The organism is Eubacterium sp. BIOML-A2 (assembly GCF_009680135.1).
GTDB lineage: Bacteria > Bacillota > Clostridia > Lachnospirales > Lachnospiraceae > Faecalicatena > Faecalicatena contortus_B.
In genome coordinates this window covers 1-14,368 of the sequence record NZ_WKZK01000012.1, presented here as the reverse complement: position 1 = coordinate 14,368, position 14,368 = coordinate 1, and the positions used below count along the sequence as shown (strand labels likewise).

The following is a 14,368-nucleotide window of genomic DNA, read 5'->3' as shown; positions in this document are numbered from 1 at the left end:
GCTTTAATGATAATCAAAAAACAATTTAAAAACAGGAGGAAATCGTATGAAAAAGAAAATGTTGAGTGTAGTTCTTAGTGTTGCATTGGTTACGTCTATGTTAATCGGATGTGGCTCAGGGGAATCAGAGAAAAAGAGTGCGGAAACAAAAACAGAAGATACGAAAGAGACCAAAGAGGAAAAGACGGATGGGGAAACAAAGAGCGGCGGGTATAAAATTGCCTATTTGAATGCACTGGTTTCAACCCCATATTTCGGATACTTAAACAGTGCTATGGAAGGGCATGCGAAGGAGCTGGGGGTTGAACTACAGATCCTGGACGGAAAAACGGATAATCAGGTGATGTTCGACCAGGCACTGAGCATTATCGAGCAGGATTTTGATGCAGTGATATTGACGCCAAGCGATATGGCGGGTTCTGTTTCGATTGTAGAAGCAATCCACGATGCCGGGCTGCCCTTAATTGTCTGCAATACACGTGTCGACGAATCTGTGAAAGCATTGACTGATTCTCTGGTCTGCTGTGACCCGAGTTATGAGGGTGAAGTCGTTGGGAAGCTTGCCGTTGAGCAGCTGCCGGAAGGCGGAAAATGCGTCACACTGGAAGGTTTTGCAGGCCAGGAGGCGCAGATTTACAGAACAGAAGGTTTCCAAAAAGGAATTAAGGGAAGCAAGATTGAGATCGTACAGCAGGTGATCTGCGACTGGGACAAGGCAAAAGCAATGTCAGCGACAGACGATATGATTGCGGCTTATCCGGATTTGGCGATGATCTTTGCACAGGATGACTCTATGGCTCTGGGAGCGATCGAAGCGGTAAAGGCAGCGGGGAAAGAAGACCAGATTAAAGTTATGGGCCTTGGTTATATGGGCGATGAATCCAAAGAAGCTCTGTTGGACGGCAGCCTCCTTGGTACCTGCACGCAGTCTCCGTCATGGGAAGGTATTACCGCTCTTGATGTTGCTATAGATGTGATCAAAGGCAAAGAGGTTGATACCTGGTATAAGACAGAATGTCTGGCTGTTACAAAAGAAAACTGTGAAAGTATTGATCATGGTTATAATCAATAACAAACGTAAGGGAGGCCCGCCTCCCTTACTGTTTCAACGGCAGCCTGTTCACCGGGCTGCCGGCTGTAATAAAACAGCATGCGGATGTTGAATATCCGTTTAACTTAGGAGGTCAGACATGTCAGATGTTATATTGGAAATGAAGAATATTACCAAAAGATTTCCCGGAGTTATTGCTTTAGATGATGTTTCATTTCGCGTCAATAAAGGAGAGATCCGGGCGCTGGTAGGAGAAAACGGCGCTGGAAAGTCTACCCTGATGAAGATACTCAATGGAGTATACTCTGCGGATAGCGGGGAGATATGGATGCACGGCAAACGGGTTATGAATAAAAATCCCCTAGAGGCCCAGAAAAATGGCTTGTCGATCATTTATCAGGAATTTAACCTGGTTCCGTCTTTAAGCGTAGCGGAGAATATTTTTATTGGGCGGCTGAAAAAGGGGAAGAAGGCAATTCAATGGAAAGATATTAATAAAAAGGCCGAAGAACTGATGCACAGCCTTAATTACAACATTGATGTGAGAGAGGCCGTTGAGAATTTAAGTGTCGCCGAGAAGCAGATGATCGAGATCACCAAGGCGCTGTCTGTTGATGCAAAGGTGATTATTATGGATGAACCGTCAGCCGTGCTTACGGAAAATGAACTGAAGAATTTATTCGATATTGTTCTGGATCTGAAAAGTAAGGGAATTACGGTTATCTATATTTCGCACCGCCTGGAGGAGATCTTCCAGATATGTGACTCCGTAACGGTACTCAGAGACGGGCAGATTATTGATACATCGGCTGTAAAAGATACGACAAAACAGCAGCTGATCGAAAAAATGGTCGGCAGAAAACTGGAGCAGGAATTCCCGGCAAGGGATGCGGTATTAGGAGAGACGGTGCTGAAGGTAAGCGCGCTGAATCGTGGAAATAAAGTAAAAAACGTCTCTTTTGAATTGCGAAAAGGAGAGATACTGGGTCTGGCAGGCCTGGTTGGCGCCGGCAGGACCGAGGCAGTGAGGCTGCTGGTCGGCGCGGACAAGGCCGTCAGTGGAACAGTGGAGATAAAAGGGCAGAAGCTGAATATGAAATCCCCCCTGGAGGCAAAAAAGAACGGAATCGTCTTGCTTCCCGAGGACAGGAAGACGCAGGGCCTGCTTTTGGAAATGCCCATTACGCAGAACATCAGCGTGGTGGGGCTGGAGAAAGTCAAAAATAAATTCCGCCTGATCGGTGAAAGCATTGAAAAAGAAGAAGCGCAGAAGTACTTCAAGACACTAAAGATTAAGGCGCCCTCCGCTACGCAGAGGGTTTCCTTCCTGTCAGGCGGGAACCAGCAGAAGGTAGTTATTGCAAAATGGCTGTTTTCAGGCGCTGATATCCTGATTTTTGATGAACCGACACGGGGCATTGATGTGGGGGCGAAGTACGAAATCTACATGGTCATGAACGAGCTGGCAGCACAGGGAAAAGCGATCATTATGATTTCCTCTGATATGAATGAAGTGGTAGCAATGAGTGACAGGGTAATCGTGATGCATGACGGAGAAATACGCGGCGAACTTGAGGGCGCAGAGATCAATCCAGAAGCCGTGCTGAAATACGCCATTGAATGAGAGGAGGCAGAATACATTGATAAAAAGTCAGGGTAATCAGGCGGGAAGAAAGCTGAACTATATTGCAAGTAAATACGGCATGCTTTCGATTCTGATCCTTATCATAATTATTGCAGGTATCATTAACCCGGCTTTCTTAACGGGCCAGAACATCATTAATATTTTCAAGCAGATTTCGGCGACCGGGCTTTTGGCCATTGGAATGACCTTTGTTATCATATCAGGAGGCGTTGATCTGTCGGTTGGATCTTTGATGTCTATTTGCGGGGTAATCTCCGTTGTGCTGATCCCACAGGTTGGCGTTCCTGGCGCCATGGTTCTGGCATTGCTGTCAGGGCTTGTACTGGGAGTTTTTAACGGTATTTTTGTATCGGCGACTGGCGGGACGATGGGAAGCTCTTTTATTATCACTTTTGGAATGTCAACGGTATTAGGCTCCGCTGCACTGTGTATTACCAACGGAGCTATCGCATACGCGTCAAAGTATAAAAGCTATATGGTGATCGGACAGGGCTACTGGGGCGTGATACCGATTACAGTTGCAATCTTTCTTATCTTTATTGTAGCGACGCAGATCATCCTGAAGAAGACCAGTTTCGGGAGATTAGTGTACTGTATCGGGGTCAATGAAGAGGCTACGCGCCTGTCCGGAATTCGGACAAGGCTGATCAGAATCAGCGTATATGCGATATCCGGACTTATGGCAGCGGCTGGAGGGATCTGCCTGTGTTCGCGTGTGCGCAGCGCGTCGCCCACACAGGGAACCGGATATGAGCTGGACGCCATAGCAGTGGTACTGTTGGGAGGCAGCCGGATGGGCGGCGGTGCGGGAAGTATTTGGAAAACTCTGATGGGCGTTGTGATTATGGGTGTTCTTACAAATGCCCTGAACGTAGTCGGTGTAACTGCTTATCCGCAGAAAATTGTAAGAGGCGCCATCATACTGGCAGCGGTTCTGATGGATCTGCGCAGCGCAAAGGCTGAAAACGAGATGCTTGCGACGAAAGTGTGAGGTGGAAAAGATGATAAAACGAGTCAGCAAATTTTGTAAATCTTATCTGGTAATTGTCTGTATTGCAGTATTACTTGTGTTTATGGCCATTTTTTATCCGAGTTACTTTTCCTTCTCTACTTTTAAAGGACTGCTGATACAGATTTCTGTATATGGGATCGTGGCATGCGCGATGACGATAGCGATCATCGGAGGGGAATTCGACTTGAGTGTCGGGTCTATTCTGCCGTTTTCTACCCTGCTTTTTGCTTATCTGATGCCCAGGATCGGGATCTTTGCGTCTATTGTCCTTATATTGATCACGGGGGGCGTGATCGGTGCGGTGAATGGTTTCTTTGTTTCGATCCTGAAGTTGAATGCCTTTATTGTGACTCTGTCTACAATGCTTGCCGTGGAAGGGATTATGCTCACTTTCTGCAATGGGATGCCGATCCCAGCCGTCAATCAAGCGACCAGGGCGTTCGGGACGGGAAATATTGGCGGAATTGCATACATTGCCATTTTATTTTTTATCTGTGTCCTTATTACCCATTATGTGCTTACAAAGACTGCTTTCGGGCGAAATGTATTTGCAACCGGCGGCAATTATAATGTGGCAGAGTATGCCGGGATCAGTGTGAAAAAGATCAAGTTTCTGTTATTTGTGATTTTGGGATTTGCTTCAGCTTTTGCGGGAGTTCTTCTGACTTGCAGACTGCAGGCTGGTTCCCCTTTATATGGAAGCGACGTTTCCATGTCTGTAGTATCTGCTACGGTTTTAGGGGGAACAAGCCTGCCTGGCGGCAGGGGAAGCGTATTTCGTACCTTCCTGGGGATGGTATTTATCGGAATGCTGAGCCAGATATTTACCCATATCAATGCATATGCATATCTCCAGCAGCTGATACAGGGTGCAGTTGTTGTTGCGATTGTCATCCTGGATGCATGGAACAACCGGAAGAGGGAAGACGAACTGGCCGGAATTTAGAGACGGGGAAGCAGTTGGAAACAGAAAGAGAGGCAGATAAAATGAGAAAAGAGAAAAGCGCTATTTTAAGCGTGAGCAACAGCAATCATACATCCTGGGATCCGGCCAAAGAGCATCTGGCGACGGGATTTCCGCCGATCCAGGCGATGAACAGCAGTCTTATGTTCACACCTCAGGAGATAGAACGTCTCCGCACGTTGGGAAAGCGGGTCGCGGAAATTGCGGCGCTGCCCGTTCAAAAGGAAAAGGCCAGGCTCTGGACTGCCCACAATGACCTGCAGACCACCCAGCCGCTTGTATTCATAGATCCGGAAAATGGCTGGAATGAGATCATCACGCCGGAGATGCTGGAATGTCACGACAATATGGCCAGGGTATGGGAAATGCATCTTCTGAAACAGATCTACTGGCATGAAAATCTAAAAGATGACAAAGTGATTGAACCATATTTTGACGTACATTATTCCTTTTCCGACGATGGATGGGGCGTAGAGATGAAAAAAGAGGGCGGCGAGATGGGCGGCGCCTACAAGATGATCGGCGGATTGAGGGACTATGAGGAAGACTTTGAAAAACTGCATTATCCTGTTATTACTATCGACTATGAAGAGTCCGACCGTGTGCTGAATCTGGCGCATGAGGTTTTTGACGGGATTCTGACGGTCAGGCGGCATCCGGTGTGGTGGTGGTCCCTGGGGATGACGGTGGATTACATTATGCTCAGGGGATTTGATAACTTTTTATGTGACTTCATTCTGGAGCCGGAGTACATACATAAGGTGATGGATCTGATGACGACGGGGATTGAAAAACGGCTGGACTGGTTTGAGAAGGAGCGCCTGCTTGCCTTAAATACGGAGGGGGCATATGTGGGCTCGGGCGGATTCGGCTGGACAAATCAGCTTCCTACAGAGCAGGAACTGAAACGGCCGGTGACCACAAAGGAGATGTGGGGATTTGTGGAAAGCCAGGAGACGAATACCGTGAGTGCAGAAATGTACGGAGAGTTCATACTTCCATACCATAAAAGGCTGGCCAGCCGGTTCGGGCTGAACTGCTTTGGGTGCTGTGAGTCTGTTACTGAGAGATTTGAGTATGCTAAACAAATTCCGAACCTGAGAAGGGTCTCCATGTCTGCATGGGCGGACTGGACATTGATACCGGAGCTTCTGGGAAACCGGTATATAGCATCGCTCAAACCACAGCCCACAGCGCTTGCCTCTCCGGTAATGAACGAGGATGAGGTCAGGAAAACGGTGAGAAAGGCGCTGGCCTGCACCAGGGACTGCATCCCGGAATTGATCATGAAGGATAATAATACGCTGGGACATAACCCGTATAATGCATGCCGCTGGGTTGAAATCTGCCGTGAGGAGATTGAAAATCTGGGTTAAAGAAAAGGAGACATCACATATGACGGAAAAAGAATTAATCATAAAAAGCAGCGAAGAGCTGGATGAGAGATTACGTGAGGCAAAGAAGAGCGGCAATCTTGTGGTAAAGGATGCAACAGAAGATGAGGCGGTCATTCGGAAAACATTTGAGGCGGGCGAAGGGATCCTCCGCTTATTTCCTGCATTTGTTCCCAGAAGGTTTGGGAAAGCAGGCCGCAGATTAAAACTGCACCCGGACGACTATTTTGCATTCGGAATGGCCAGAGGTTCCATAACGGAGCGCTGGTTTGCATCTACTATTGCCGCACAAAACGGAGAATTGTCTAAAGCAGATGAAGGGATGAGCTATGTAAGCGTCTCATATGATTCTGATGAAAAGTTTGCCTTGCGGGATGCGGTCAAGGTTCTGGGGAAAGAACTGGTGGGAGAAGAGCTGATGGGGCGGTATAACGGCTGGCCCATGTATTCCAAGTTTTTCGATAATGAAAATCCTCTCTTCCACCATGTCCATCTGATGTTTGAAGACGCGGCAAGGGTAGGCAAGCTTGGCAAACCGGAGTGTTATTATTTCCCGAAACAGCTGAACAATTATTTCGGAGAAGCAGGCTACACCTACTTTGGGTTTGACCCGGATGTGACGCCGGAAGAGGTCAAAGAAAGAATCCGACATTTTGGGGACGATGATACGAGAATTACGGAACTTTCCCGTGCGTACAGGATCGAACTGGGGACGGGATGGTATACGCCGGCAGGGGTCATTCATGCGCCTGCATCGGTGCTGACCTATGAGCCGCAGTGGAACTCCGATGTCAATTCTGTTTATGAAAATATAGTTTCCGGGGAGGTGTATCCTCCGGAGATGTTGGATGAGGAATGTCCGGCGGACAGACAGGGCGACATTGACTATATTTTCAGCCTCCTGGACTGGGAGAAAAATGTGGATCCGCATTATCGGAAACATTACTTCCGGCCGCCGGTAACCGCATCCCGGACGGAAGACTATACTGAAAATTGGATCACCTATGCCAATGAGTATATTGCCGCAAAAGAGCTGACCGTTTATCCGGGCCGGACGGTTACGATTAAGGATGGTGCTGCTTATGGCTGCATCTTTATACAGGGACACGGAAAAATAGGGGGCTACGATGCGGAAGCGGCTGCCTTGCTCCGCTTTGGGCAGCAGAGTACGGATGAGTTTTTTGTTTCAGAGGACGCAGCCGGGAGAGGGGTCACGATCACGAACCTGAGCCGGGTGGAACCACTGGTGCTCTTAAAACATTTTGGCCCGAACCATCCGGATGTGCCGAGAAGTGTCTGCGGATAAAAACAGTGAAAGAAGTGCCGGTGTGTTGAAAGCAAAATTGGCATGCCGGTACAGTACCGCTGATAACAACGAGCAGGGTGCCATTTGAGATAAGGGTGGAAATATGGACACAGAAGGAGGCGGAACATGAGATATTTGGTTGGGATAGACAACGGGGGAACGTTTTCAAAAGCCGCTGTCTTTGATGAAGATGGGAGTCAAATCGCCGCGGCCAGCGTGCCGACAACAACCATTACTCCAAAACCGGGGTACACGGAGCGGGATATGACACAGCTGTGGGAGGTCAACGTACTGGCAGTGCGCACGGCAATTGAAAAGAGCGGCATCTGCCCGTCTGATATTGCAGGTGTCTCTTTTTCCGGGCACGGGAAAGGGCTGTACATGGTGAAGGGAGACGGGACTCCCGCGTATAATGGGATCATTTCTACGGACACGCGGGCATGGGAGTATGTAGAAAGCTGGGAGAAAGACGGTACGATGGACAAGGTATTCGAAAGATCCTGTCAGACGATCCTTGCCTGTCAGCCTGTCAGCCTGCTGGCATGGTTCCGGGACCACTATCCGGAGGTGCTCCGGGATGTGAAGCACATATTTGCGGTAAAGGATTATATCCGTTTTCAGATTACAGGGGAGGCATATGCGGAGTATACGGACTTTTCCGGTGCTAATTTGGTAAACCTGACCACAAAAGAATATGACAGAGAGCTTTTGGGGCTGTTCGGGCTGGAAGAGATCTATGACAAACTCCCTCCGCTCAGATATGCCGCCGATATCTGCGGTTATGTGACGAAGGAGGCTGCCCGGCAGACGAATCTGCCGGCCGGTATTCCGGTGGCGGCGGGAATGTTTGATGTGGATGCCTGCGGAATTGCCTCCGGGCTGTGCGATGAGGAACAGATGTGCATGGTGGCGGGAACCTGGAGCATTAACGAATTTATCCGCCGGGAACCAGTGACCAACGGCAGCGTGTCGCTCAATTCCATGTTCTGTATCCCAGGATATTTCCTTGTGGAAGAGAGCAGCCCTACCTCGGCCGGCAATATGGAGTGGTTTATTACGAATCTGATGAGCCATGAGAAAGAAGAATGCAGGACAGCGGGAGGATCGGTCTATGAGTTGACCAATGACTGGGCGGAATCAGTAGAACCGCAGGATTGCAATCTCATTTTCCTGCCGTTTCTGAATGGCTCTAATGAGGATGCACTTGCAAAAGGTACATTTGCAGGCCTAAGCGCTTACCACAGTAAAAAGCATATGCTGAGGGCGGTGTACGAAGGAGTTGTATTCTCTCATCTTACACATGTGAAAAAACTTCTGCAGAACCGGGAAGCGCCAAAGTCCATCCGTCTGTCAGGCGGTGCTGCCAATTCGGATGTGTGGGTACAGATCTTTGCAGATGCTCTGCAGATCCCGGTGGATGTGATAGAAGATAAGGAACTGGGAGCCCAGGGAGCGGCGATTGCAGCAGGAATTGCAGCAGGAATTTACCGGGATTACCGGGAGGCAGTGAACCGCACCGTCAAGATTACAAAGACCGTATTGCCGCGTCCGTTTTATAAAGAAGTATATGAAGAAAAATACAGGACTTACCGAGCAGTAATTGAGGGCCTGGGCGGTACATGGGGGCGGTTCAGGATTGAATAGTCCGGATAGGCTGGAAAAGGGCCGCTCAGAAGTGGGCGGTTTTTTCAATTTGTATGTGGAGGGGAGGTAGCTTAAGCGGGCTTGCCCACTTTGTTTATGTTCATGGCAGAACAGTGTATATTGCTAATGTGAATTTTTATGAAAAAAGTTCATAAAGTTCTTTTGTATTTATTATAAGACAAAAATGATCTTATAAATAGGATAAATAATCATATAATTAAGAACAAAGTGATTGATTTATAAAAAACACGGTGATATAATGAACATAAAGAAAGGAGTGGAGAGCTATGATATGGAATTATATGTTATGTTTCGTGTTTATTGTTGTTCTAATTGTTGAGGTGGTGTTTATCCTCAAAAGAAACCGTAAGATTGTGATGAAGGGCAAGGATGATTTCTTTACATTTACGCTGATTGTACTTTTTGCATTGATGATCTTTCCGCTCTCGGACATGGGCAGCGTGGTAGAGAATATCCGGAATATCCTGATACTTGTGGCTATTTTCGGGTCAGCCGGCATTAAGAGAGGGTTTTCCGAAAAGGGAATGGAAAAGGTATTTTACACGGTGAACTGGGATCTGGTTCAATCCGTACATATTGATGAATACCAGACCTCCAGGATCAAAGTGGTCTGTCAGACGGAGAAAGGCAAACATAAGCTGTATTTCAGCAAGTATAAACTGAAAGAGGTTTTACGGGTGCTGGAACAGCATGTTTCCAATATATATATTCAGAGTTCACTCGATGACGTCCTGAGTATGAAAAAGTGCGTATAAATAAAGCGCACTTGATGATGTATGCCCCTGCGGAGCGGGCCTTTCGCAAAGCGGAATACCAGACACAGGCCAACTTGCAAAATGCAGTACTTTCTGTTAAAGAAGAAAAAGTAAAAAAGTGAAGAAGAAAAGGAGAATTCAACCATGGTAAGCGAAAAAATCACAGTCAAGAACCCTTCAGGATTACATTTAAGACCGGCAGGAATCCTGTCCAATATCGCATCAAAATGCGTATCTGACGTTACTCTCGTAAAAGGAGACAAGAGAGTGAATCCTAAGAGCGTGCTGGTTCTTATGGCAGCGGGCATCAAATGCGGAGATGAGATAACAGTGGAATGTGCAGGTGAGTCGGAAGCAGATGATTTAAAGACCATCATTGATGCGATTGCAAGCGGATTAGGAGAGTAAGGAGTCAGAGCAATGAAAAGGATTGAAGTGAGTAAAACGTCTTCAAAAGGCATTGTTATGGGAAATGTGTTCGTGGTCAGGGAGCAGGATCTGAGTCCGGAGGAAAAAGTAATTGAAGTCGGGCAGGCGGACGCTGAGAAGGCAGCTTATGAGCGTGCTGTCGAGGAAGTCATTGCAGATCTGGAGCCTTTGGCCGAGAAGTCGGACATATTTGCAGGGCATCTGGAGCTGGCAAAAGATATCGCGTTAAAAGAGGGCGTGCTGAACCGGATTCAAACGCAGTCATACTGCGCACAGAAGGCGCTGCATGAAACCGCGGAAGAATTCCGCATGATCTTTGAGATGATGGAAGACGAGTACATGCGTGAGCGTGCTGCAGATATACTGGATATTAGAAACCGCCTGATGCGTAAGCTGAAAGGGATCGGTGACGGGGATTTTGATTCGATTACCGAAAAAGTGATCCTGGTTGCAAGGGATCTAGCGCCGTCGGATACGGCGAAGCTGAACCTGGAATATATTCTGGGATTTATCACAGAGCTGGGCGGTGTGACAAGCCACGTATCTATCATGGCAAGAGGGATGGGTATCCCTGCGCTTGTCGGGGTAGAAGGAATTATGGACGCGGTACGTCCCGGTGACTTTGTAATCATGGACGCCTCCCGTGGTGTAATTATTATTAACCCTGAACCGGAAGTAATTGAAGAATATAAAAAGAAAGCAAACGAGTTTGATAGATGCCAGAAGGAACTGGAAGAATCCAGCGCTCTTCCCACCGTTACGGCAGACGGCAGAAAGCTGGAGGTATGCGGAAACGTGGGAAGCCTGGAAGACGTGAAAAATGCCGTGAAGTTCCGGATTGACGGAATCGGACTTTTCAGAAGTGAGTTCCTCTACATGGAGAGCGACCATTTTCCAACGGAGGAAGAGCAGTTCAATGTATACAGACAGGCGGCTGAGCTTCTGGGAGAACGTGAGCTGACCATTCGGACTCTGGACATCGGCGGCGATAAAGGCCTGGATTATTTTGAGTTTCCAAAGGAAGAAAATCCTTTCCTTGGATACCGGGCAATCCGCATCGGCCTGGATCAGAAAGAGATTCTGAAGACACAGCTCAGGGCTCTTCTGCGGGCAGGTACATATGGACATATCCGCATTATGTTCCCCATGATCATTTCCATTGAAGAAGTGGTGGACGCATATGCGGTGCTGGAGGAATGCAAGGACGAACTTCACAAAGAAGGCATTCCGTTCCAGGAAGAGATAGAGGCAGGGGTTATGATTGAGACGCCTGCGGCAGTTATGATGGCGGAAGAACTGGCAGAGAAGGTAGATTTCTTCAGTATCGGGACAAACGACCTGACCCAGTATTTTCTGGCGGTGGACAGAGGAAATCAGAAGATTGCGGCTATGTACAATTCTTACCATCCTGCGGTTCTGCGCGCAATATACAAGACCATACAGGCAGGGCACAAGTATAACCGAAAGGTGGGTATGTGCGGAGAGTTTGCCAGCGATACAAAAGCGGTAAAAATGCTGCTGGGAATGGGACTGGATGAATTCAGTGTGTCACCTGGCGAGGCGGCGGGGGTAAAACACCAGATCCGCAGTACCTCCTATGAAGAGGCACAGAGGCTTGCCGGTGAAGTAATGAAACAGCCTGTCATAGATTCTGTGATGCGGCTGCTGGAAGAATAGGCTTAAAGGAGATAGTTTGATGAAAGGATATACGCTTGGGCTTTATGAGAAAGCAATGCCCGGCAGCTTAACGTGGAAAGAAAAGCTGCTGGCTGCAAAAAGTGCCGGATATGATTTTGTGGAGATCAGTATAGACGAGACCGATGAGAAGCTGAGCCGTCTGGAAATGACCAGCCAGGAGAGGCTGGAGCTGGTCCGTCTGATGGCAGAGACTGGAATACCGATCCGCACCATGTGCCTGAGCGGGCACAGGAAATACCCCCTCGGAAGCAGTGACCCGCAGGTCTGCGGCCGGGGTATGGAGATTATGCAGAAAGCGATACAGCTTGCGGATGACCTGGGAGTCCGGATCATACAGCTCGCAGGTTATGACGTATACTACGAAGAATCCAGCCTGGAAACGAAAAAAAGATTTTTGACAAATCTGAAGAAGGCGGTCAATATGGCGGAACGGACCGGTGTGCTTCTGGGATTTGAGACGATGGAAAATGAGTTTATGAACACCGTGGAAAAGGCAATGAAATATGTAACCCTGGTGGGTTCCAGTTATTTGAATGTATACCCGGATATCGGAAATATAACAAATGCCGCGCATACCTATAAGACAGATGTGCTGGAAGACCTCTATATCGGAAAAGGACATCTGGTTGCAATGCATCTCAAAGAGACGGTACCGGGCAGATTCCGCGAAATTCCATACGGCACCGGGCACGTGGATTTTGAAAATGCTGTCCATACGGCTTGGGAATTAGGCATCCGTAAGTATGTCACCGAATTCTGGTATACCGGAAGCGATACCTGGGCGGAGGATCTAAAGTCAGCGAGCAAAATGTTCAGAAAGATACTGGATGACGAGGAAAGGAGATAACGATTTCGTGAAAGTATGCAAGCAAGTAATATCGAATCTGACAAAGTGCTATTCTATAGCGCCGTTAAAATATAATGGAAGCAATTATTTCCTGGTGGCAGCGGAGAAAGTGGACAGATGCATCCTGTTTGACCAGGAGGGACGCGAGGTGGACACCGTGTGGAAAGAACCTGGCGGGGTAATGAGTATGGTGCAGGTACCGGGAACAAACGGTCAGTTCCTGGCCACACACAAATTCTACTCACCCAACGACTCCAAAGAAGCCAGGATCGTCATAGTCACTCCGATCTCGAAAGGGAACTGGGAAGTGAGGACGCTGGCAGAGCTTCCCCACGTACACCGATTTGATATCGTAGAGCGAAACGGTATAAGATATCTAATCGCCTGTGCCCTCAAATCGGGCCATGAATACAAAGACGACTGGTCGATGCCGGGCAAAGTATATGCAGCAGTCCTCCCGGAGGATCTAAGCGGTTTCGGGGAAGACAACCAGCTGGAATTGAAAGTCATAAAAGACAATATGCTGAAAAACCACGGCTACTACCGGGTAGACGACCAGGGAACCGACACCTGCATTATTTCTGCAGACTGCGGAGTATTCCAGTTCATCCCGCCGGAGTCTGCCGGAGGCGACTGGACGATCCGCACCCTGCTTGACACAGCAGCAAGTGATGCCGTCCTGATTGATCTGGACGAAGACGGAGAAAAAGAACTGGCAGTTTTGTCTCCGTTCCATGGAGATAAGATCAGCATTTACAAAAGAAAAGAAGGCGTATTTACCCAGGTATACGAATACGGGAAACCAGCGGAGTTCACCCACGCGATCTACGGCGGAAATCTGCTGAACCGTCCGGCCCTTGTCGTAGGCCACAGACAGGGGGAAAGAAACCTCATCGCCTTTACATACAATAAGGAAACAAAATCCTACCAGTCAGAAATACTGGATCATGACTGCGGCCCCGCAAACGTATATCACTTCACCAGAGATGGAGAGGACATCCTCATATCAGCAAACCGAGAAACCGATGAGGTGGCTTTGTATCAGGTATTGGAGTGAGCAGGCGAATGGGGAACGGACGCTGTCCAAAATTGCACTGCGGCAGGCAATCCCTGACCCGAAAACAGGGGTGTCTGGAAACTGGTTATGGTCTGTAAGCAGGAGTAAAGTAAAAAGAGTGGAAAACTGAGGGAACCTGGCCACATCACCCGAAGCCTGATGGCTTCGCGCGCTGGGGCCAGGAAATATTGTAATTCGGAATTACAATATTTCCCTCAGTTTTCCATTCTTTTTGCTTAACTCCTGCTAACAGCCATAAGACGCTTCCAGACACCCCTGTTTTCGGGTCAGGGATTGCCTGCCGCAGTGCAATTTTGGACAGCTGGTGTATCCCAGCCGGCAAGTGGCCAATACCGGGAGGGGATCCCGGACGGGAGCAGCGTATTGTTGCCGGCGGCACAGAAAAGTGCTGCCCCAGTGCTCCTATATCTTCTCATTAGAAACTCCCGGAAGTTGAACGTTTTGTGTTGTCCAGTTTCAGGACATAGGTAAGTAAAAAGTTTCAGGACATAGGTAAGTCCAAATGTTAAACTATACAGAAATAA

At 48.2% G+C, this 14,368-nt stretch carries 12 protein-coding genes; all 12 read left to right on the top strand.

The window, feature by feature from the left end:
* The first annotated feature begins 46 nt into the window (after positions 1-46).
* The 12 genes from GKG43_RS06450 to GKG43_RS06395 all read left to right on the top strand — a co-directional run bounded on the left by GKG43_RS06450 (position 47) and on the right by GKG43_RS06395 (position 13,823).
* Positions 47-1,072, top strand: a complete 1,026-nt coding sequence (locus GKG43_RS06450) for a sugar ABC transporter substrate-binding protein (protein WP_055153750.1) — start codon at positions 47-49, stop codon at positions 1,070-1,072.
* Between the two features lie 118 nt (positions 1,073-1,190).
* Entirely contained in the window at positions 1,191-2,675 is a 1,485-nt protein-coding gene (locus tag GKG43_RS06445) for a sugar ABC transporter ATP-binding protein (protein WP_044926797.1), read from the top strand.
* Between the two features lie 16 nt (positions 2,676-2,691).
* Positions 2,692-3,687 (top strand): ABC transporter permease, encoded by a 996-nt coding sequence (locus GKG43_RS06440; RefSeq protein WP_055153748.1) that lies wholly within the window; start codon positions 2,692-2,694, stop codon positions 3,685-3,687.
* A gap of 10 nt (positions 3,688-3,697) precedes the next feature.
* The gene (locus GKG43_RS06435) at positions 3,698-4,654 is read left to right on the top strand and encodes an ABC transporter permease (protein ID WP_055153746.1); all 957 of its coding nucleotides are present in this window, start codon (positions 3,698-3,700) and stop codon (positions 4,652-4,654) included.
* A 41-nt stretch (positions 4,655-4,695) separates the two neighbouring features.
* Positions 4,696-6,048 carry a uroporphyrinogen decarboxylase family protein gene (locus tag GKG43_RS06430; protein ID WP_242857603.1) on the top strand — a complete coding sequence of 451 codons (1,353 nt, stop codon included), beginning with the start codon at positions 4,696-4,698 and terminating at the stop codon, positions 6,046-6,048.
* Between the two features lie 19 nt (positions 6,049-6,067).
* Positions 6,068-7,372, top strand: coding sequence for a hypothetical protein (locus GKG43_RS06425; protein WP_025655806.1), 1,305 nt, complete (start codon positions 6,068-6,070; stop codon positions 7,370-7,372).
* A 126-nt stretch (positions 7,373-7,498) separates the two neighbouring features.
* Entirely contained in the window at positions 7,499-9,016 is a 1,518-nt protein-coding gene (locus tag GKG43_RS06420; RefSeq protein ID WP_055153744.1) for an FGGY-family carbohydrate kinase, read from the top strand.
* Between the two features lie 287 nt (positions 9,017-9,303).
* Positions 9,304-9,792: a hypothetical protein gene (locus GKG43_RS06415; protein WP_025655808.1), complete on the top strand. Its 489-nt coding sequence runs from the start codon at positions 9,304-9,306 to the stop codon at positions 9,790-9,792.
* Between the two features lie 144 nt (positions 9,793-9,936).
* Positions 9,937-10,200, top strand: a complete 264-nt coding sequence (locus tag GKG43_RS06410) for an HPr family phosphocarrier protein (protein ID WP_025655809.1) — start codon at positions 9,937-9,939, stop codon at positions 10,198-10,200.
* 12 nt (positions 10,201-10,212) lie between these two features.
* The gene (gene ptsP / locus GKG43_RS06405) at positions 10,213-11,898 is read left to right on the top strand and encodes a phosphoenolpyruvate--protein phosphotransferase (protein ID WP_055153742.1); all 1,686 of its coding nucleotides are present in this window, start codon (positions 10,213-10,215) and stop codon (positions 11,896-11,898) included.
* A gap of 19 nt (positions 11,899-11,917) precedes the next feature.
* The gene (locus GKG43_RS06400) at positions 11,918-12,766 is read left to right on the top strand and encodes an L-ribulose-5-phosphate 3-epimerase (RefSeq protein ID WP_025655811.1); all 849 of its coding nucleotides are present in this window, start codon (positions 11,918-11,920) and stop codon (positions 12,764-12,766) included.
* A gap of 7 nt (positions 12,767-12,773) precedes the next feature.
* Positions 12,774-13,823 carry a hypothetical protein gene (locus tag GKG43_RS06395; protein WP_025655812.1) on the top strand — a complete coding sequence of 350 codons (1,050 nt, stop codon included), beginning with the start codon at positions 12,774-12,776 and terminating at the stop codon, positions 13,821-13,823.
* The last annotated feature ends 545 nt before the right edge of the window (positions 13,824-14,368 follow it).